Consider the following 19,168-nt stretch of genomic DNA (forward strand, 5'->3'; position numbering starts at 1 on the left):
CAGCCTTGCATTACCAGGCTAATGTATTAATCCTTAAGAGGTACTACACCTGCTATGCAGATTCTTATCATGAACAAGGAGATACACATGAAGGCTGCTGTTGTCACTCAGGATCACCAGGTCAACGTTACCGAAAAAACCTTACGCCCGCTAAAGCATGGGGAAGCCCTGCTGAAGATGGAGTGCTGTGGCGTATGCCATACCGACCTCCACGTGAAGAACGGTGATTTCGGCGATAAAACCGGGGTCATCCTGGGCCATGAAGGGATTGGTATCGTGAAAGAAGTCGGCCCTGGCGTGAAGTCGCTGAAAGTCGGCGACCGCGCAAGCGTGGCCTGGTTCTTTGAAGGCTGCGGGCACTGCGAATACTGTAATTCCGGCAACGAAACCCTGTGTCGTGACGTGAAAAACGCCGGTTACTCCGTTGACGGCGGCATGGCGGAAGAGTGCATCGTCACCGCGGATTACGCGGTAAAAGTGCCGGAAGGTCTGGATTCGGCGGCGGCCAGCAGCATTACCTGCGCTGGGGTCACCACCTACAAAGCAGTGAAGGTATCGGGTATTAAACCGGGCCAGTGGATTGCGATTTACGGTCTCGGCGGGTTGGGTAACCTCGCGCTGCAGTACGCCAAAAACGTCTTTAACGCCAAAGTCATCGCCCTTGACGTTAACGACGAACAGCTGAAGCTGGCGGCCAGCATGGGTGCGGATCTCACCATCAACTCCCGCAGCGAAGATGCCGCTAAAATTGTGCAGGAAAAAACCGGCGGCGCGCATGCCGCCGTCGTCACTGCCGTCGCAAAAGCCGCCTTCAACTCGGCGGTGGATGCCGTGCGTGCCGGTGGCCGAGTGGTCGCCGTTGGCCTGCCGCCGGAAGCGATGAGCCTCGACATTCCTCGCCTGGTGCTGGACGGCATTCAGGTGGTGGGTTCGCTGGTCGGTACCCGTCAGGATCTGCAGGAAGCGTTCCAGTTCGCCGCTGAAGGTAAAGTCGTGCCGAAAGTCACGATGCGCCCGATCGAGGACATCAACGCCATCTTCAAAGAGATGGAACAGGGCCAGATCCGTGGCCGTATGGTGATTGACCTGCGTTCATAATCACCCACCGTTCAATTACCGCTCCTGACAGGGGCGGTTTTTTTATAGCCATTTTCCGGCAATCCTTATCTTAATTCCTTTGTTCCCTTGTTTTCCCCTGCGCCCGATGATGAATCCGACGCTAACAAGAAGATAACAAAGGAATTCACCATGCAAACCCCATTTCGTCTGCCGCTGCTGACGGCGCTGATTCTGACGACCACCGCCGCCTGGTCCGCGGATGCGCCTGTTAAAGGCGGCACGCTGATTTATCTGGAGCAACAGGCGCACACCAACCTCTATCCGCCTGCCGGCGGCTTCTACCCGAACGGCGGCATTCTGAACCAGATTACCGACAAACTGACGTGGCAGAACCCAAAGACGCTGCAGGTCGAACCGTGGGTGGCCGAAAGCTGGACCACCAATGCCGATAAAACCGAATACACCTTCAAAATTCGCCCGGGGATCACCTTCTCCGACGGCACGCCGCTGGACGCCAACGCCGTAGCAAAAAACTTTGATACCTACGGCTTAGGTAACAAGGCGCAGCGCCTGCCGGTGTCAGAAGTGATCAATAACTACGATCGCAGTGAAGTGGTCGACCCGCTGACCGTGAAGTTCTACTTCAAAAAGCCGTCACCGGGATTCCTGCAGGGCACCGCCACCATCGGGTCAGGCCTGGTCTCGCTCAGCACGCTCAAGCGCAATTTTGAAGAGCTGGGTGACGCCCGGCATATCATTGGCTCAGGCCCGTTTGTGGTTAAGGACGAGAAGCTGGGTCGCGAAGTGACGCTGGAAGCACGTAAGGACTACCAATGGGGGCCCAAAAATCTGGCGCAACAGGGGCCAGCCAATCTTGATGGCATCAAGTTTATCGTGACTCAGGAAGACAGCGTGCGCGTCGGCGCCCTGCTGGCCGGTCAGGCCGACTTTATTCGCCAGGTGCAGGCATATGACGAAAAGCAGGCGACCGATCAGGGCTATAAAATCTACGCCGCCCCGACGCGCGGGGTGAATGACAGCATTAGTTTCCGTCCGGATAACCCGCTGGTCTCCGATATTCGCGTGCGCCAGGCGCTGCTGCATGCCACCAATGCAAAACAGGTGGTTGAGACCCTCTTCTCGGCTAACTATCCGCAGGCGAAGTCGGTGATTGCCGATTCCGCCGCTGGCTTTGTCGATCTCAGCGACAAATTGTCCTTCGACCCGGCAAAAGCCAACCAGCTGCTGGACGAGGCAGGCTGGAAAGCAGGCAGCGACGGGATCCGCGCCAAAGATGGACAGCGGCTGGCGCTGACGGTGTATGAATCCCTGCCGCAGCCACAAAATAAAGAGGTGCTGCAGCTGGTTGCCCAGCAGTGGCGACAGGTGGGCGTGGCGCTGAACGTGAAAGCCGGCGACGCAGGCAGCCGCACGCTGGATAACCTTGATCCGCTGAAAACCCCGTTAACCGTCTCCGAAGTGGGCCGCGCCGATCCGGACGTGGTGAAGAGCATGTTCTACCCCGCTAACCGCGACGCCCTGCTGCAAAAAGGCGGCTCCAGCGACAAGGTCAAAAGCTTCCGTGACGACAAGCTGAATGCGCTGCTGGTGAATATCTCCTCAGAGGTTGATCCGCAAAAACGCCTGCAGCTGACCGGCGATGCCCAGCGTTACCTGCTGGATAACGCCTACGTCATTCCGATTTTCGAAGAGCCGCAGGTCTTTGCCGGTGCGCCGTGGCTGAAAGGCGTCAATTTTGAAGCGGTCGGCCGCCCGTCGTTCTACGGCGCGTGGATAGAGAAACACTGAGGAGCTGACGATGCGCCACGCACTTCTTCAACGTTTTGGGCACGGGCTACTGGTCTTGTGGGCCGCCTTTACCCTCTCGTTCGTGTTGCTCCAGGTGCTGCCGGGCGACGCGGTGCTGATTAAATTTCAGAACCCGGACCTGGGCTTAAGCCCGGCGCAAATCGAGGAGATGCGCGTGGCCTATGGCGCGGACAGCCCGCTGTGGCAGCAATACGGCCACACGCTGCTGGCGATGCTGCGCGGGGATTTCGGCTACTCGTTACAGGCCGGGGTGCCGGTCAGCGAGCTGATTGCCAGCAATCTGCCGGATACCCTGAGCCTCGCCCTGCCCGCCTTTTTACTCGCGGTCCTGCTGGCGTTTGCGCTGGCCTTTGCGTCGCGCCTGCCGGGTCTGCGCTGGCTAAGTAATACCCTCCAGTCTCTGCCGGTCCTGTTTATCTCCTTACCGACGTTCTGGCTGGGGATTGCCCTCATCCAGCTCTTTTCTTTCCAGCTGCGGCTGATCCCGGTGATTAACCCGACTCCGCTGCAGGGGCTGATCCTGCCGATCGTGACCGTCGCGATCCCGATCTCCGCCCCGCTGGCACAAATCCTGATGCGCAGCCTCGACCAGGTGGCGACGCAGCCGTTTGTCGCCGTGGCCAGGGCTAAAGGGCTGAGTGAAACCGCCGTGCTGTGGCGTCACGTCACCGGCAACGCCCTGCTGCCGGTCCTGAACATTGCCGGGCTGCTGCTGGGCGAGCTGATTGCCGGGGCGCTGATCACCGAAACCGTTTTTGGCCGCAGCGGGCTCGGGCAGCTGACCCAGCAGGCGGTGAACAACCAGGACATCGCCGTGCTCCAGGCGGTGGTCATGATTTCCGCTCTCGGTTTTGTCCTGATCAATCTGCTGGTGGATCTGCTGATGCCGCTGCTGGATCCCCGTCTGCAAACCGTTACCGGAGGTGCATCATGAGCCTGGTCGATTACGCTGCCGCCGCGCGAAAACGCGTTCCCGGCTGGCAGGGCGTCGCGTGGCAGCCGGGACTGTGGCTGGCATGGGCGGTCATTATTATTGCGCTTTTTGCCGCCGTGGCGCCCGGCCTGTTAACCCACTACAGCCCGATTGAGGGCATCGCCGGAGCGCAACGTCTGGCGCCGCAGGCGGGCCACTGGCTCGGCACCGATCAGCTTGGCCGCGATGTTTATACCCGTATTGTGTATGGTGCGTCCCACTCCCTGAGCGCGGCGCTCGCTGCCGTCACGATGGGGCTGGTGGCAGGCACCGGCCTGGGGGTCATTGCCGGGGCGTTCGCCGGACGCGTCGAGTCTTTCCTGATGCGTTTTGTCGACGTGCTGTTGTCCATTCAGTCTCTGCTGCTCTCGCTGACGGTCATTATTCTGCTCGGATTTGGCACCGTTAATGCCGCGATTGCCGTCGGCGTGGCCTCCATTGCCAGCTTCGCCCGCCTCGCGCGCGGTGAAGTGGTGCGCATCCGCCATACGGATTATGTCGAGGCAGCGTTCGGCAGCGGCGGGACGTTCCTGGCGGTGCTGTGGCGACACATCCTGCCCAATGCCTTAACCGCCGTCCTCGCCTTTGCCACGCTGCAGTTTGGTCAGGCCATTCTGGCCCTCTCCACGCTGAGCTTTCTCGGCTACGGCACCCCGCCGCCCGTACCGGAATGGGGCTTATTGATCGCCGAAGGCCGTAACTATCTCTCTACCGCATGGTGGCTAACCACCTTCCCCGGCGTGGTCGTCATCGCCGTGGTGCTTGCCACCAACCGTATCAGCCAACAGTTCAGCGGAGGCCAGAAATGACCGTACTCTCGGTAGAAAACCTGACCATCAGCTACCGTACCGCGCGCCAGTGGCGCGAGGTGGTACATAACGTCAGCTTTACCCTCAGGCGAGGGGAAATGCTGGCCTTTGTCGGCGAATCCGGATCCGGCAAAACGACCACGGCACAGGCAATCATTGGCCTGCTGGCGGATAACGCCCGGCGCGATGCGGGAAAAATCGTGCTCAACGGCGAGGAGATTAGCCGGTGGTCAGCGAAGCGTCTCGATACCCTTCGCGGGGCGCGAATCAGCCTGGTTCCGCAGGATCCGGGTAATTCCCTCAACCCGGTCAAGACGATCGGCGTGCAGGTCGGGGAAATTATTCAGCTGCACCAAAAGGTAACGGCTCTCCAGCGCGACGAGCAGGTGCTCGCCCTGCTGAGAAAGGTCGGCCTGAGCCACCCCGAACAGCGCATGACGCAGTATCCGCATCAGCTCTCCGGCGGGATGAAACAGCGCGTGCTGATTGCCATCGCCATTGCCCTGCGCCCGGACGTGATCGTTGCCGATGAGCCCACCAGCGCGCTGGACGTGACGGTGCAAAAACGCATTCTCGATCTGCTGGATATCCTGCGCCGGGAATCGGGTACTGCGGTTCTGTTTGTCACCCACGATCTGGCGCTGGCTGCCCAGCGCGCGGACAGGCTGCTGGTGTTTCGCAACGGTGAGGTTCAGGAGCACGGCGACACCGCCGACATTGTCCGCACGCCGCAGCACGCCTACACCCGTCAGCTACTGAGCGATCTCCAGGGCCAGCGTCTGACCATCGCCCCGGTATCAGGTCTTCCGCTCTCGTCACCGGCCATTCGCGCCCGCGCCATCAGCAAACGGTTCTCGCTGGGTAAAGGTCATCAGCTTCAGGCGCTGGATCGGGTGACGTTTGACGTCAGACGCGGCAGCACCCATGCGCTGGTCGGTGAATCCGGCTCCGGAAAGACCACCCTCGCCCGTATTTTGCTGGGTTTTGAACAGGCGGATAACGGACAGGTCATTATTGATGACATTGATGCCACCGCGCTCAGCCGCGAGGCCCGCCGTCAGCTGCGCCAGAAGATCCAGTTTGTCTACCAGAACCCGTTCGCCTCTCTCGACCCGCGTCAGACGCTGTTTGACATCATCGAAGAGCCCCTGAAGAACTTTTCTCGCCTCGCTAAGGCGGAGCGAAAGGCCCGGGTGGAGACCGTGGCGCAGCGGGTTGCCCTGCCCGTCGAACTCCTGACCCGTACGGCCAGAGAGCTTTCAGGCGGGCAGCGCCAGCGCGTGGCCATCGCCCGTGCGCTGATCCTGGAGCCGACTATTCTGGTGCTGGACGAAGCCACCTCCGCGCTGGACGTGACCGTACAGGCGCAAATTCTGGCTCTGCTTCAGCAGCTGCAGCAACAGCTGGGATTAACCTATCTGTTCATCACGCACGATCTCTCCACCGTTCGCCGGATCGCCCACAGCGTCACGGTGCTGCGCAGCGGTCAGGTGGTCGAACACGGTGACGTCGAAACCTTATTCACGTCGCCACAGAACGACTATACCCGCGAACTGATTGCCGCCATTCCCCATTTTTCACCCGCTACGGAGGAGTTCGCATGACGCGAAAACGCCTGGGATTTTTCACCCGCCTGCTTGACGATGCCACGCCAAAAGAGCGCTATCGTCTTGCTACAGAACAGATCCGCCACGCTGAACGCCACGGTTTTGACAGCGCCTGGATTGCGCAGCACCACTTCCATGAGAATGAAGGCGGCCTGCCGTCGCCACTGCTGTTTCTGGCCCACGTTGCGGCGCATACCGAAACCATTCGGCTGGGTACGGCCATCATAACCCTGCCGATGGAAAACCCGCTGCGTGTGGCGGAAGATGCCGCCGTGCTGGACTTACTCGCCGATGGACGTCTCGAAGTCGGTTTTGGTTCGGGCGGCACACCGACCTCTTTCCTGCCGTTCGGACTGACGTTTGAACAGCGCAGTGCGGTCTTTGCCGACCATCTACATGTGATCCAGAGCGCCTGGCGCGGGGATTCGCTCACCCATCCGGATAACCACCTTTACCCGCCAGCGCCACAGCTCGCTGACCGGATCTGGATTGCCACCTTTTCCGTCGACGGTGCCGTTCGCGCCGCGCAAGCCGGACACGGTTTAATGCTCTCCCGCACGCAGCCGCGCCCGGCAGACCAGTTGGATTTAACGCTCGACGCGATCCAGAACCCGATTGTGGATGCCTATCTTGAGGCGCTACCCGCCGGTACCTCACCGCGCATTCTGGCTTCTCGTACGGCATTCGTCGCCGACAGCGATGACTATGCGCTGAAGGTTGCAACGCCGGGTCTCACGAAACAGGCCCAGCAGCATCGCGCTGCCGGACACGTGGTTAAAAGTGACACTGTCACAGATTTTCGTCGCCAGTTCGATGCCCATATCGGTTCGCCCGAGACGGTGCTGCGTTCGCTGCAGGCCGATTCCGTTCTCCGGCGCGCCACGGACATCTCATTCCAGGTCCATTCGGTCGAGCCCACCCATCGCGACACGCTGCGCTCCATCGAACTGATCGCCGAACATATTGCCCCCCATATCCATTGAGGAGATACCTATGTCATTAAGTCACGACATTCTCGCCGAGCTGGCGGAAATTAAACCCGGTTCCCCTCTGGCAGAGGCGCGCGCCACGCGGGACGCCGCCACGCGCCACGCACAGGGCAGCTACGAAATCTTATTTACTCAGCAGGATAGCGATTTTGCGCTGGACGAGCGCTTCGCCGTCGCGGCAAAAGTCGCGAGGTGGCACAACGCGGAGGCGCTGGCCGCGCACTATGCGGGGTTTGGCCTGGCAGACCCGACCTCAGACCGTCTGACCCCTGCACTCAATTTCGCGCGCCTGCTGACCTTCTCCCCCGTCGAAGCCACGCCGACATCGTTAAGGGCGCTGACCCAGGCGGGATGGAGCAAGGAAGGCATCGTGACTCTGGCGCAGCTGATCGCCTTTGTCAGCTTCCAGAGCCGACTGATTGCCGGGCTGCGGCTGCTGAACGACAGGCCTGTCGCCACAAGCGATGCGCCGGTCGCGGCAGGCGTCTGGCACACGACCGCCACCACGGCCACCGGAAAGGCGGCTCCCGTCGCCTTCACCCAGCAGGAACTGGGCTGGGAGCCGTGGATCGCCGCCAAACCGCTGGCGGATTTTCGTGATGACGAGGTTGCTATACTGGCGAAGTTTGGCCACACCGATTCCGATTATTTCCGCCTGCTGGGGCGCAACCTGCCGGTGCTTGAACAGCGTACGCTAACGGATAAAGGGATTTTTTATACGCCGGGGGGATTACCGCGCGCCGAGCGCGAGCTGGCCGCAACGGTCGCCAGTAAAATTAACGGCTGCATCTACTGCGCATCTGTCCATGCGCGGAAAGCCAGCCAGCTGTCAAAGGATGACGCGGCGGTAGAGGCCCTGCTGGCCGTGCGTCCGGGACAATCCCTGAGCGAGGGGCAATCTGCGCGCTGGCAGGCGGAGATTAATTTTGCGGCAGCGCTGTCGGTAACCCCGCCTGCCGCCACGCCGCTGCACCTTGCCGCGCTGGAAAAAGAGGGGCTGGACACCTTAGCCCAGCTTGACCTGGTGCAGTCCGCCGCGTTCTTCGCCTGGGCCAACCGCCTGATGCTGACCCTGGGCGAGCCCTGGCTTGCCTGACTTCATTCAGGCTAGCGCGCGAGCGTTAGCCTGAGCCTGTCTGGCCCGCAGATAACCGTAGATCAGTAATGCACTCATGGCCGAGAACGAGAGTAACGCCGCAGGCAGCGTGACGTAGCGCCAGCTAAAGCCGAGGGTAATCATCATCCCGCCAAAGTACGCCCCGATCGCACTGCCGAGATTAAACGCCATCTGCCCTCCGGCCGCCCCCAGCATCTCGCCGCCCTTCGCATTTTGCAGAAGGAGGATCTGCAGCGGCGCAGAGAGCGCGAACAGCCCGGCACAGCAGATAAAGCCCGTGATTAGCGAAGCCGTTTTCAGTTCACCGCAGGCGAAAAGCAGCAGCAGCGAGGCAACAATCACCATGTCGGTGGTTGCCGCAATGCGCAGCGGGCTAAAGCGTCCCGAGAGTTTGCCGCTCAACAGATTGCCCAACACCATGCCAAGGCCCATCAACATCATGATGATGGTCATCATGCCTTCGGAGAAGCCAGAAACGTTGACCATAAACGGTTTAACGAAGCTGAACCACGCGAATACACCAGCATTGCCAAACATCGTGGCGGCAAAAATCAGCCAGGGCTCCGGTTTCTTCAGGAACTGGAACTGCTCGGTCAGTTTAATTTCTGATTTGTCATGGATGTCCGGTACCCAGATCAGCACCGAGAGGATCACCAGCGCATCGAACAGGGCGATCAGGAAAAAGGTATAACGCCAGCTGAACTGGTGTCCCAGCCAGGTGCCGAGCGGGACGCCCACCAGGTTAGCCACGGTCATCCCGGCGATCATCCCGGCCACCGCGACCGTCACCTTCCCCGGCGGCGCAATTTTAGACAGAATAATCGCCCCGACGCCGAAAATCGCGCCGTGCGGAAAACCGGAAATCAGGCGCCCGGTCGCCAGCCAGAAATATGACGTAGAAAACGTAAACAGAGCGTTCCCGACCGCGCACAGGGCAACCAGAAACAGCAGCGTGGTTTTTAACGAGAACTTGCCTGAGAACAGCGCCACAATCGGGGCGCCAATCACCACGCCGAAGGCATAAAACGAGATCATATTCCCGGCGGAGGGTATCGAAATACCGGTGTCATGCGCCAGCTCGGTTAACACGCCCATAATGCCAAATTCAGCCATGCCCAGGCCAAATGTGCCAAGCGCCAACGAAATTATTGTCTTTTTCATACCTCAACCACGGGTTAATCACTCGCAACGGGCATTATTGAATAATCTTGTATGGTGAGCCAGTTCAAATCAGCTGGCTGACAGGTTAATCCATTAATTCAGGTGGATTACACTTCATAGTGCGGCCTCGCTTTTTCCGCACCGGACAACCTGAGGATGACAATCATGGGAAGCAAAAAGAAAACCCCTGTCGCTGTTGATGTCGTAACGAATGCACCGCTTAAGACCAAAGAGTATGAGAAAGAGCTCCGCCGCCTGCACGTCGAACTGGTTAAGCTCCAGCAATGGGTCGTCGCCAAAGGGTTAAAAGTGTGTATTGTTTTTGAAGGACGCGACGGTGCCGGCAAAGGCGGCACCATTAAAGCGATCACCGAGCGCGTCAGCCCGCGCGTGTTTCGCGTTGTTGCGCTCCCTGCGCCGACTGAAAAGGAAAAAAGCCAGCTTTACTTCCAGCGCTATGTGCCCCACCTGCCTTCGGCGGGTGAAATCGTGATCTTCGATCGCAGCTGGTATAACCGCGCGGGCGTTGAGCGAGTGATGGGGTTCTGCACGGAGGAACAGGCGGAGAAATTTTTAGACGGCGCGCCGGTTATGGAAAAAGCGATGGTCGATGCCGGGATTATCCTCCTGAAGTACTGGCTGGAGGTGACGCCGAAAGAGCAGGAGCGACGCCTGCGCGACCGTATTAACGATGGGCGTAAGATCTGGAAGCTGTCGCCGATGGATATTAAATCCTTTAACCTGTGGGACGAGTACACCCGCGCCCGCGACGCCATGTTTGAAGCCACCGACACAGCCTGGGCACCGTGGTTTGTGGCGCGTTCAGAGGATAAAAAACGCGTGCGATTGAACATTATTTCGCATCTGCTTTCGCAGATCCCGTATAAAGAAATACACGTTGAGAAAGTGGATTTACCGAAACGCAAAATCGGTAAAATCAAACCCACAAAATATCCGTTCCGGTATGTGGAGGAGCGGTTCTGATTTGAAGAGTAGGCCCGCGCAAGCGCAGCGCCGCCGGGCAAAGCCGACGGCGCAGGTCTTACTTAATCCCTTCCGTACTTTCCTGTTTTGCTTCCAGTCGCTCCACATCACGGTACCAGCGCGGGTGGTGTTTCTGGGCCCAGCGGCGGCTCACCTTCCCTTCAATCATCCCTTTGATTGACCCTTTCACCCAGAACGCCATATACATATGGATCAGGATGGCATGAATCAGGATGATGGCCGACGTCGCGTGGATCAGCAGCGCGTAACGCACCACCTGAATCGGGAAATAATGCGCAAAATACGGACGCCAGATCATCACGCCGGTCACCAGCAGCACAAAAATCATGCTCATGATGGTCCAGAACATCATCTTCTGCCCGGCGTTGTATTTCCCCACCTTCGCGACTTTATGCTCGTTACCCTTCAGGACTTCGACAATCCCTTTCACCCACGGGATATCCTGCTTGTCAGGAATATTGTGATGGACGAAGCGCACGAACATAAACATCAGCACCACGAAAATCAGCACGCCGAAGAACGGGTGCAGAATGCGCCCCATCTGCGGCGTACCGAAGGTTTCGGTCAGCCACTGCAGCGTCGGGAAGAAGAACGAAATTCCCGATACCGCCACCAGGAAGAAGCAGACCACCACCGTCCAGTGACAGGCGCGATCGACAAATTTGGTGCGCACGATCATTTTCGACTTACTCATGATGCTCCTCCTCGTCGTCATCCACCTCTTTGTTTGGCCCGATACCGATGTAGTGATAGATCAACCCGGCAAAGGTGGCGATAAAGCCCGCCGCGGAGAGCGGTTTAAGCGCCCCTTTCCACAGGTTGATGGAGGTATCGATCGCCGGATCCTTCGGCAGGTTGTGGTACAGCTCCGGCTGGTCGCTATGGTGCAGCACATACATCACGTGCGTACCGCCCACGCCCTGCGGGTTGTAAATGCCCGCTTTGTTGTAGCCCCGTGCTTTGAGCTTATCGACGCGCTGCTGCGCCACCTCCAGCATCTCTTTTTTGGTGCCGAAGTGGATCGCCCCGGTGGGACAGGTCTTCACGCAGGCAGGTTCCTGACCGACGCTGACGCGGTCCACGCACAGGGTACATTTGTATACCCGGTTATCCTCTTTATTGAGGCGCGGAATATTAAACGGACAGCCCGCGATGCAGTAGCCGCAGCCGATGCAGTTGTCCTGCTGGAAATCAACGATCCCGTTGGCATACTGGATAATTGCCCCGGCAGACGGGCACGCCTTCAGGCAGCCCGGATCTTCACAGTGCATGCAGCCGTCTTTGCGGATCAGCCACTCCAGCTTGCCGTTCTGGTCGGTTTCGCTAAAACGCATCACCGTCCAGGATTTGGCGCTCAGATCCGCCGGATTATCGTAAACCCCTACGCAATGCCCCACCTCATCGCGGATGTCGTTCCACTCCGAGCAGGCCACCTGGCAGGCCTTACAGCCCACGCAGGAGGAGACGTCGATAAGCTTGGCGACTTCTGCCTTGTAGTCCCGCGCGCGAGGCGCGGGGGTAATCGGGTTCGTCGCGGAGCGTTTAATAATGTCTTGTGTTTCCATCGTCATTTAATCGCTCCTTACGCTTTCTCGATGTTGACCAGAAACGCTTTGTACTCCGGCGTTTGCGAGTTGGAATCGCCAACGTTTGGCGTCAGGGTATTAGCGATGTAGCCTTTCTGCGCCACCCCTTCAAAGCCCCAGTGCAGCGGGATGCCGACGGTTTCCACCCGCTGGCCGTGCACGTTCAGCGACTGCAGGCGGCGGGTGACCACCGCCACCGCGCGAATAAAGCCGCGCTTGCTGCTCACCTTCACGCGATCGCCGTTGGCAATGCCTTTCGCCTTCGCCAGCGTTTCGCTTATCTCCACAAACTGTTCCGGCTGCGCGATAGCGTTAAGCCGCGCGTGCTTGGTCCAGGTATGGAAATGCTCGGTCAGGCGGTAGGTCGTCCCCACGTACGGGAATTTGTCCTTTTTGCCCAGACGCAGCGCGTCGTCTTCGTAGATACGCACCACCGGACTGGAGACCACGTTCGGGTGCAGCGGATTTGTCCCCAGCGGCGTTTCCATCGGCTCGTAGTGCTCCGGGAATGGCCCTTCCGCCAGCTTGTTGAGAGCAAACAGGCGCCCCAGCCCTTCCGGCTGCATGATAAACGGCCCGGTGTTGCTGCCCGGTGCGGCGGTGCTGTAGTCCGGGATATCGTTCCCCGTCCATTTCGCCCCGTTCCACTGGATCAGCATGCGCTTCGGATCCCACGGCTTGCCGTTGATGTCCGCCGACGCGCGGTTGTACAGCACGCGACGGTTCAGCGGCCACGCCCATGCCCAGCCCAGGGTATTGCCCAGACCTGACGGATCGGCGTTATCGCGGTTGGCCATCTGGTTACCCTGCTCGGTCCAGCTACCGATGTAGATCCAGCAGGACGATGCCGTGGTGCCGTCGTCGCGCAGCAGCGCGAAGCTGTTCAGCAGCTGACCTTTCTTCGCCACCAGATTGCCGCTCGCGTCATACAGATCCGCCAGCGCCACGCCGTTGTTCTCTTTCGCGACTTCTTCAGACTCGGGACGATCCGGCTGCTTGTAGCGCCAGCTCATCTTCAGCAGCGGCTCCGCGCCTTTGCCGCCTTCGGTGCGGTACATTTCGCGCAGACGGTGATAAATCCCGGCCAGGATCTCGCCGTCGTTGCGCGCTTCACCCGGTGCATCCTGACCTTTCCAGTGCCACTGCAGCCAGCGGCCGGAGTTGGCAATGGAGCCATCCTCTTCCGCAAAGCAGGTGGACGGCAGGCGGAACACTTCGGTCTGAATCGACGCCGGATCGACATCGTTTGATTCCCCGTGGTTCTGCCAGAAGGTGGAGGTCTCGGTCACCAGCGGATCGATAACGACCATGTACTTCAGCTTGCTCAGGCTGCGAACGACTTTGTTCTTGTCCGGGAAGGAGGCCACCGGGTTGAAGCCCTGGCAGATATATCCCGTGACGTCGCCCTTATCCATCATGTTGAAATACTTGATGACGTCATAAGCCTGATCCCATTTCGGCAGCCACTCAAAGCCCCAGTCGTTCTCTTTCTGCGCCGCATCACCGTAGAAGGATTTCATCAGGCTGACGTAGAACTTCGGATAGTTGCTCCAGTAGTTCACCTGGTCCGGCAGCGTCGCTTTTGGCGTGTTCTCCGCCAGATAGCTTTGCAGATCCGTCTGCTTTTCAGATGGCAGCGTCAGGTAGCCCGGCAGGCTGGTCGAGAGCAGGCCGAGGTCGGTCAGCCCCTGAATGTTGGAGTGACCCCGCAGCGCGTTCACGCCACCCCCGGCCATGCCCATGTTGCCGAGCAGCAGCTGGATCATCGCCATGGTGCGGATGTTCTGCGCGCCAACGGTGTGCTGCGTCCAGCCCAGCGCGTACAGGAACGTGGTGGTTCTGTCGGCGGCGCTGGTGGAGGCCAGCACCTCACACACCTTCAGGAAGTCCGCTTTCGGCGTGCCGCAGATGTTTTCCACAACCTCCGGCGTGTAGCGGGAAACATGCTGTTTCAGCAGGCTCCACACGCAGCGCGGATGCGTCAGGGTTTCATCCCGCATCGCATAGCCGTTTTCATCGAACTGATAGTTCCAGGACGTTTTATCGTACTGGCGTTTTTCGGCGTCATAGCCGCTAAACAGTCCGTCATCGAAGGCAAAGTCATCCCGCACCAGCAGGTTCGCGTTGGTGTAGTGCTTAACGTATTCCGCGTTAATTTTGTTGTTTTCGATCAGGTACAGCAGCACACCGGACAGGAACGTAATGTCCGTACCGGAGCGGATTGGCGCATAGATATCGGCCACCGATGCCGTACGCGTAAAGCGCGGATCGACGACGATAAGCGTCGCATCATTGTTGTTTTTCGCTTCCATCGCCCAGCGGAACCCCACCGGATGGGCTTCAGCGGCGTTACCGCCCATCACCACCACGACGTTCGCGTTTTTGATATCAACCCAGTGGTTGGTCATCGCACCGCGACCAAATGTTGGAGCAAGACTTGCTACCGTTGGTCCGTGTCAGACGCGCGCCTGGTTGTCTACCGCCAGCATGCCGAGAGAGCGCACAAATTTTTGCGTCAACATGCCGGTTTCATTACTGGCCGCAGATGCGCATAACATGCCGGTGGTCAGCCAGCGGTTGACCGTCACGCCCTGCGCGTTCTTTTCAATAAAGTTGGCGTCGCGGTCGGCTTTCATTAATTTTGCAATACGGGAGAAGGCCTCATCCCAGGAGATACGCTGCCATTTATCAGAACCCGGCGCGCGGTATTCCGGGTAGCGCAGGCGGTTTTCGCTGTGAACGTAGTCCAACAGCCCCGCCCCTTTCGGGCAAAGCGCCCCGCGGCTCACCGGATGATCCGGATCCCCTTCAATGTGGTAAATCGCTTCTCTGGCGTTCTTCGCGCCATCGCCCAGGCTATACATTAAAAGCCCACAACCCACGGAGCAGTATGTGCAGGTGTTACGGATCTCTTTCGCGCGCAGCAGCTTATAGTTGCGTGCCTGAGCCAGCGCCATTTTGGGAGCAAATCCCAGCATTGCGGCTGTTGTTCCGGCCATACCGCCCGCGCAGATTTTAAAAAATTGTCTGCGGCTGACGTCCATTGTTGTCCTCGTTATCTGAAAAGACTTCGCGCCGCAAACTAACAGCAAAGCCCCTGATTTTTTTGCGTCAAATCAAGGTCATCTGTCTTCCCCCCCTTAATAGTCACCCCCGCAATATTTCATTACCCCTTTTTGATTAACGGCTTAAGAGAATAATTCACGACAGCGACAGGCGTAATGCGATACATTTTTCCTTTGATTTTTATTGCGATGGCGAAGTAATGGACAGAAAGAGAGCAACGCTTATTGGGCTGGCGGCGATATTGTTATGGAGCACCATGGTCGGCCTTATTCGCAGCGTGAGTGAGGGACTGGGCCCGGTAGGCGGTGCAGCGATGATCTATACCCTCAGCGGATTGCTGTGCCTGGTGACGGTAGGATTTCCTGATATCAGACGGTTCTCGCCGCGGTATCTTATTGCGGGCAGCGTTTTATTTGTCAGCTACGAAATATGCCTGGCGCTGTCGCTGGGCTATGCCGCCACGCGCGCGCAGGCGATTGAAGTCGGTATGGTGAATTACCTCTGGCCGAGCCTGACGATCGTATTTGCGATTTTGTTCAACGGGCAAAAATCTACCCTGTGGGTGATCCCAGGCCTGGTCATTTCGCTGCTGGGCGTCTGCTGGGTATTGGGTGGCGGAGAAGGATTACACCTTGAAGAAATAACCCGCAATGTCGTTTCCAGCCCTCTCAGCTATGCGCTGGCGTTTGCCGGGGCCTTTATCTGGGCCGCCTATTGCACGGTCACCAGCAAATTTGCGAAAGGACAAAACGGCATCACCCTGTTTGTCTTGCTGACCGCGCTAAGTCTGTGGGTGAAATATGCCCTGAGCGATCAGCCCGACATGGTGTTTACCCTCCCGGTGGTGGTGAAGCTCGTTATGTGCGGCATTGCGCTTGGGTTTGGTTATGCCGCATGGAATATTGGTATTCTGCACGGTAACGTCACGGTGCTGGCTGCCGTGTCCTATTTTACCCCCGTCCTCTCTGCTGCGCTTGCTGCCGCAGTGTTAAGCTCCCCCCTTTCATTCTCGTTCTGGCAAGGCGCGCTGATGGTCTGCGCCGGGTCGTTGCTCTGCTGGTACGCAACGCGAAAATAAGGTTTTCTCCCGTGGCCGGGGGAATATCAACCCGGCAACATAATTAACATAAATTTAAAATGTGATCGCACTTCAGAATATTTATCCTGATAACAGACAGTCTGTTTAAATTCGGTTTATATTTGCTGTTATCTGTAAAGCCCCCTGAAAGGAATTGACATAAACTGACAACGACTTGAAATTACTCAACCATCAATATTAACGCCATGGATAGCCATGACTGCAATAATTCAGATCTGACACATTTGTGGAAATATGCGGAATAGCCGTCGAATATTCAGACCAACCCACTAATTTTAAAGAAAAACAGTAATAGAATCCGCCTCAAACCCTCGAATATACCGAAATCTAACGCACGATACTAAAACGTTTAGAAATTATAGCGACAGCAATAATCCCACGCATTAAACACATATTAATCGTATAAATTCCGGTCACATTGTTTAAATAACACCCTCCCCACACGATCGAGATCACACTAATTGAAATTATCTCTAATATTTTGAAACTTATTATTGAAATAAGACTACGAGATTTTTAAGAATAGCATGCCATTGACGAACAGCCTCGTTTAGAAATCGTTCAAAGTGGTTCAGGAAATACCCAAAAAAATTATAAGGAACATTTAAGATGAAACTTAAATTAGTTGCAGTGGCAGTCACTTCCATGCTGGCAGCAGGCGTTGTTAACGCTGCCGAAATTTACAACAAAGACGGTAACAAGCTGGATCTGTACGGTAAAGTGACAGGTCTGCACTATTTCTCTGATGACGCTGGCGCAGATGGCGATAAAACCTACATGCGTATCGGCTTCAAGGGTGAAACCCAGGTTAACGATCAGCTGTCCGGTTACGGCCAGTGGGAATACCAGATTCAGGGCAACAAAGACGAAGGCGACAACCAGTCCTGGACGCGTGTGGCGTTTGCAGGTCTGAAATTCGCGGAAGCGGGTTCATTCGATTACGGTCGTAACTACGGCGTGATTTACGACGTGACCTCCTGGACCGACGTGCTGCCAGAATTCGGCGGTGACACCTATGGTGCCGACAACTTCCTGCAGTCTCGTGCTAACGGCGTGGCAACCTACCGTAACCAGGACTTCTTCGGTCTGGTTGATGGCCTGAACTTTGCTCTGCAGTATCAGGGTAAAAACGGCAGCGTAAGCGGTGAAAACACCAGCGGCCGCAGCCTGCTGAACCAGAACGGTGACGGCTATGGCGCATCCCTGACTTACGATCTGGGCGAAGGCTTCAGCGTAGGTGGTGCAATGTCTTCTTCCCGTCGTACCGCTGACCAGAATGCGGCTGGCGTATACGGTGAAGGCGACCGCGCAGAAGTGTACAGCGGTGGTGTGAAATACGACGCGAACAACGTTTACCTCGCGGCGCAGTACTCTCAGACCTATAACGCAACCCGCTTCGGTACTTCTAACAACAAGCGTACCGACATCTACGGCTTTGCAAACAAGGCGCAAAACTTCGAAGTTGTGGCTCAGTATCAGTTCGACTTTGGCCTGCGTCCATCCATCGCTTACCTGCAGTCTAAAGGCAAAGACATCGAAAACTTCGGCGACCAGGATCTGGTTAAATACATCGATGTTGGCACGACCTATTATTTTAACAAAAACATGTCCACCTACGTGGATTACAAAATCAACCTGCTCGACGACAACAAGTTCACTCGCCAGGCAGGCATCGGTACCGACAACATCGTGGCGCTGGGTCTGACCTACCAGTTCTAAAACCTTGTCTGTCCAAAAGCCAGCTGAACAAGCTGGCTTTTTTTTCGCCGTCCTTTACCCGACGGACGACTCCCCGCCCGCCGCCCGACGCAGCCAGGTTTGCAGCAGCTTGCCGTCCTCGGTCATCTCTGAATCCGAACGCACGCAGAGGTAATAATCGCGCCCGTCATCAATCGGTAGGTCAAATATCTTCACCAGCTCACCGCTCTCAAGATACGGCGCAATCAGCGGCTCACGCATTAGCGCACAGCCCAGACCAGCCTGTACGCCCGCCAGCGTCAACAGTCCGTCTTCAAACAGCGGGCCGCTGCGCCGGAGAGGACGTTTTACCCCCTGCAACAAAAACCACTGCGTCCAGCTTGTACGCTCTTCATCGTGCAGGAGCGGCATTTGCAGCAACTGCTCAGGCGTATCGATATGGCCATGAATGCGTAAAAACGCACGGCTGCACACCGGCACCATCTGACCGGAAATCAGCTTTTCACTCTGATAGCCCGCCCACTGCCCGTTGCCAAAACGAATCGACATATCCGACGCGTCGCTCAGATAGTTACGGTGGTTGGCATACACCACGTTGATCTCGGTTTGGGGATTGGCGCGCATAAACGCAGGCAAACGTGGAATAAACCACCCCATACCAAACAGCGGGATCAGGCTGATGGTGACCTGACGCGTTTGCGCCTGCTCCGCCAGGTGCTCCGTCGCCTGGCGCAGCACGTTAAACGCCGCACGGATCGAGCGGTAATATTCCCGCCCGTGCTGGCTCAGCACCAGCCTGCGCCCCTGACGTTCCGTGAGCGGCATTTGCAGGTATCCTTCGAGCACCTTGAGCTGATGGCTGACGGCCGACGGAGAGATATTCAGCTCCTGTGCGGCCAGCGTGACGCTGCCCAGCCGGGCGATGGCCTCAAAGGCACGTACGGCCCGAAGCGGCGGATCGTTTGCCAGGCGGCTTTCTGCATACGCCGCCAGATTCGCCAATTGTTCTGTTTTATTCATATGTTGATTTCTTTAGGCTTTTCACCCAAAAGCAGGCATAAACTATTTTCATATAAATCATAAAGATAAAACAATATTTATTTATCATAAGAAATAATAGATGCGTATTTTACAATTTAATTCATTTATTGGATGGTAGCCGCAGAACG

Annotated in this window: 15 protein-coding genes; 10 read left to right on the plus strand and 5 right to left on the minus strand. The window is 57.4% G+C overall.

Annotated features, from left to right (window positions below):
- Window positions 1-87 precede the first annotated feature (87 nt).
- The 7 genes from adhP to ACMGGQ_RS10100 all read left to right on the plus strand — a co-directional run bounded on the left by adhP (window position 88) and on the right by ACMGGQ_RS10100 (window position 8,363).
- Window positions 88-1,098, plus strand: a complete 1,011-nt coding sequence (adhP, locus tag ACMGGQ_RS10070) for an alcohol dehydrogenase AdhP (RefSeq protein ID WP_045908784.1) — start codon at window positions 88-90, stop codon at window positions 1,096-1,098.
- A gap of 150 nt (window positions 1,099-1,248) precedes the next feature.
- Window positions 1,249-2,868: a TIGR04028 family ABC transporter substrate-binding protein gene (locus tag ACMGGQ_RS10075; protein WP_048029875.1), complete on the plus strand. Its 1,620-nt coding sequence runs from the start codon at window positions 1,249-1,251 to the stop codon at window positions 2,866-2,868.
- Window positions 2,869-2,878: 10 nt separating this feature from the next.
- Entirely contained in the window at window positions 2,879-3,823 is a 945-nt protein-coding gene (locus ACMGGQ_RS10080; protein ID WP_023327539.1) for an ABC transporter permease, read from the plus strand.
- Window positions 3,820-4,671 (plus strand): ABC transporter permease, encoded by an 852-nt coding sequence (locus tag ACMGGQ_RS10085; RefSeq protein ID WP_420289964.1) that lies wholly within the window; start codon window positions 3,820-3,822, stop codon window positions 4,669-4,671. Before ACMGGQ_RS10080 ends, ACMGGQ_RS10085 begins: the two co-directional genes overlap by 4 nt.
- The gene (locus tag ACMGGQ_RS10090) at window positions 4,668-6,275 is read left to right on the plus strand and encodes a dipeptide ABC transporter ATP-binding protein (protein WP_229225921.1); all 1,608 of its coding nucleotides are present in this window, start codon (window positions 4,668-4,670) and stop codon (window positions 6,273-6,275) included. Before ACMGGQ_RS10085 ends, ACMGGQ_RS10090 begins: the two co-directional genes overlap by 4 nt.
- Window positions 6,272-7,261, plus strand: a complete 990-nt coding sequence (locus tag ACMGGQ_RS10095; RefSeq protein WP_325818288.1) for a putative FMN-dependent luciferase-like monooxygenase — start codon at window positions 6,272-6,274, stop codon at window positions 7,259-7,261. The genes ACMGGQ_RS10090 and ACMGGQ_RS10095 overlap by 4 nt, the downstream gene beginning before the upstream one ends.
- A gap of 10 nt (window positions 7,262-7,271) precedes the next feature.
- Window positions 7,272-8,363: an alkylhydroperoxidase domain protein gene (locus tag ACMGGQ_RS10100; RefSeq protein WP_023327543.1), complete on the plus strand. Its 1,092-nt coding sequence runs from the start codon at window positions 7,272-7,274 to the stop codon at window positions 8,361-8,363.
- 6 nt (window positions 8,364-8,369) lie between these two features.
- On the opposite strand, the gene araJ is transcribed toward ACMGGQ_RS10100, so the two are convergent.
- A complete protein-coding gene (gene araJ / locus ACMGGQ_RS10105; RefSeq protein WP_420289965.1) occupies window positions 8,370-9,545 on the minus strand; it encodes an MFS transporter AraJ in 1,176 nt (391 codons plus the stop codon).
- 165 nt (window positions 9,546-9,710) lie between these two features.
- Between araJ and ppk2 the strand changes: the two genes are divergently transcribed.
- Window positions 9,711-10,529, plus strand: coding sequence for a polyphosphate kinase 2 (gene ppk2 / locus ACMGGQ_RS10110; RefSeq protein ID WP_045908792.1), 819 nt, complete (start codon window positions 9,711-9,713; stop codon window positions 10,527-10,529).
- Between the two features lie 58 nt (window positions 10,530-10,587).
- On the opposite strand, the gene fdnI is transcribed toward ppk2, so the two are convergent.
- Genes fdnI through fdnG form a run of 3 tightly spaced genes read right to left on the minus strand, consistent with a single transcriptional unit; the run spans window position 10,588 to window position 15,180 of the window.
- On the minus strand, window positions 10,588-11,244 hold the full coding sequence (gene fdnI, locus ACMGGQ_RS10115; protein WP_252073249.1) for a formate dehydrogenase-N subunit gamma: 657 nt from the start codon (window positions 11,242-11,244) through the stop codon (window positions 10,588-10,590).
- Window positions 11,237-12,121, minus strand: a complete 885-nt coding sequence (fdxH, locus tag ACMGGQ_RS10120) for a formate dehydrogenase subunit beta (protein WP_048029865.1) — start codon at window positions 12,119-12,121, stop codon at window positions 11,237-11,239. Before fdxH ends, fdnI begins: the two co-directional genes overlap by 8 nt.
- 11 nt (window positions 12,122-12,132) lie before the next feature.
- Complete coding sequence (gene fdnG, locus ACMGGQ_RS10125; RefSeq protein WP_420289966.1) at window positions 12,133-15,180, minus strand: formate dehydrogenase-N subunit alpha; 3,048 nt, start codon at window positions 15,178-15,180, stop codon at window positions 12,133-12,135.
- Between the two features lie 221 nt (window positions 15,181-15,401).
- Between fdnG and yddG the strand changes: the two genes are divergently transcribed.
- Window positions 15,402-16,280 (plus strand): aromatic amino acid DMT transporter YddG, encoded by an 879-nt coding sequence (gene yddG / locus ACMGGQ_RS10130; protein ID WP_262749864.1) that lies wholly within the window; start codon window positions 15,402-15,404, stop codon window positions 16,278-16,280.
- 630 nt (window positions 16,281-16,910) lie between these two features.
- Complete coding sequence (locus ACMGGQ_RS10135; RefSeq protein ID WP_032647384.1) at window positions 16,911-18,020, plus strand: porin OmpC; 1,110 nt, start codon at window positions 16,911-16,913, stop codon at window positions 18,018-18,020.
- Between the two features lie 54 nt (window positions 18,021-18,074).
- On the opposite strand, the gene ACMGGQ_RS10140 is transcribed toward ACMGGQ_RS10135, so the two are convergent.
- Window positions 18,075-19,019, minus strand: a complete 945-nt coding sequence (locus ACMGGQ_RS10140) for a LysR substrate-binding domain-containing protein (RefSeq protein WP_048223352.1) — start codon at window positions 19,017-19,019, stop codon at window positions 18,075-18,077.
- Window positions 19,020-19,168: the final 149 nt, after the last annotated feature.

This window comes from Enterobacter sp. BNK-13 (genome assembly GCF_048685015.1).
Classification (GTDB): domain Bacteria; phylum Pseudomonadota; class Gammaproteobacteria; order Enterobacterales; family Enterobacteriaceae; genus Enterobacter; species Enterobacter quasiroggenkampii.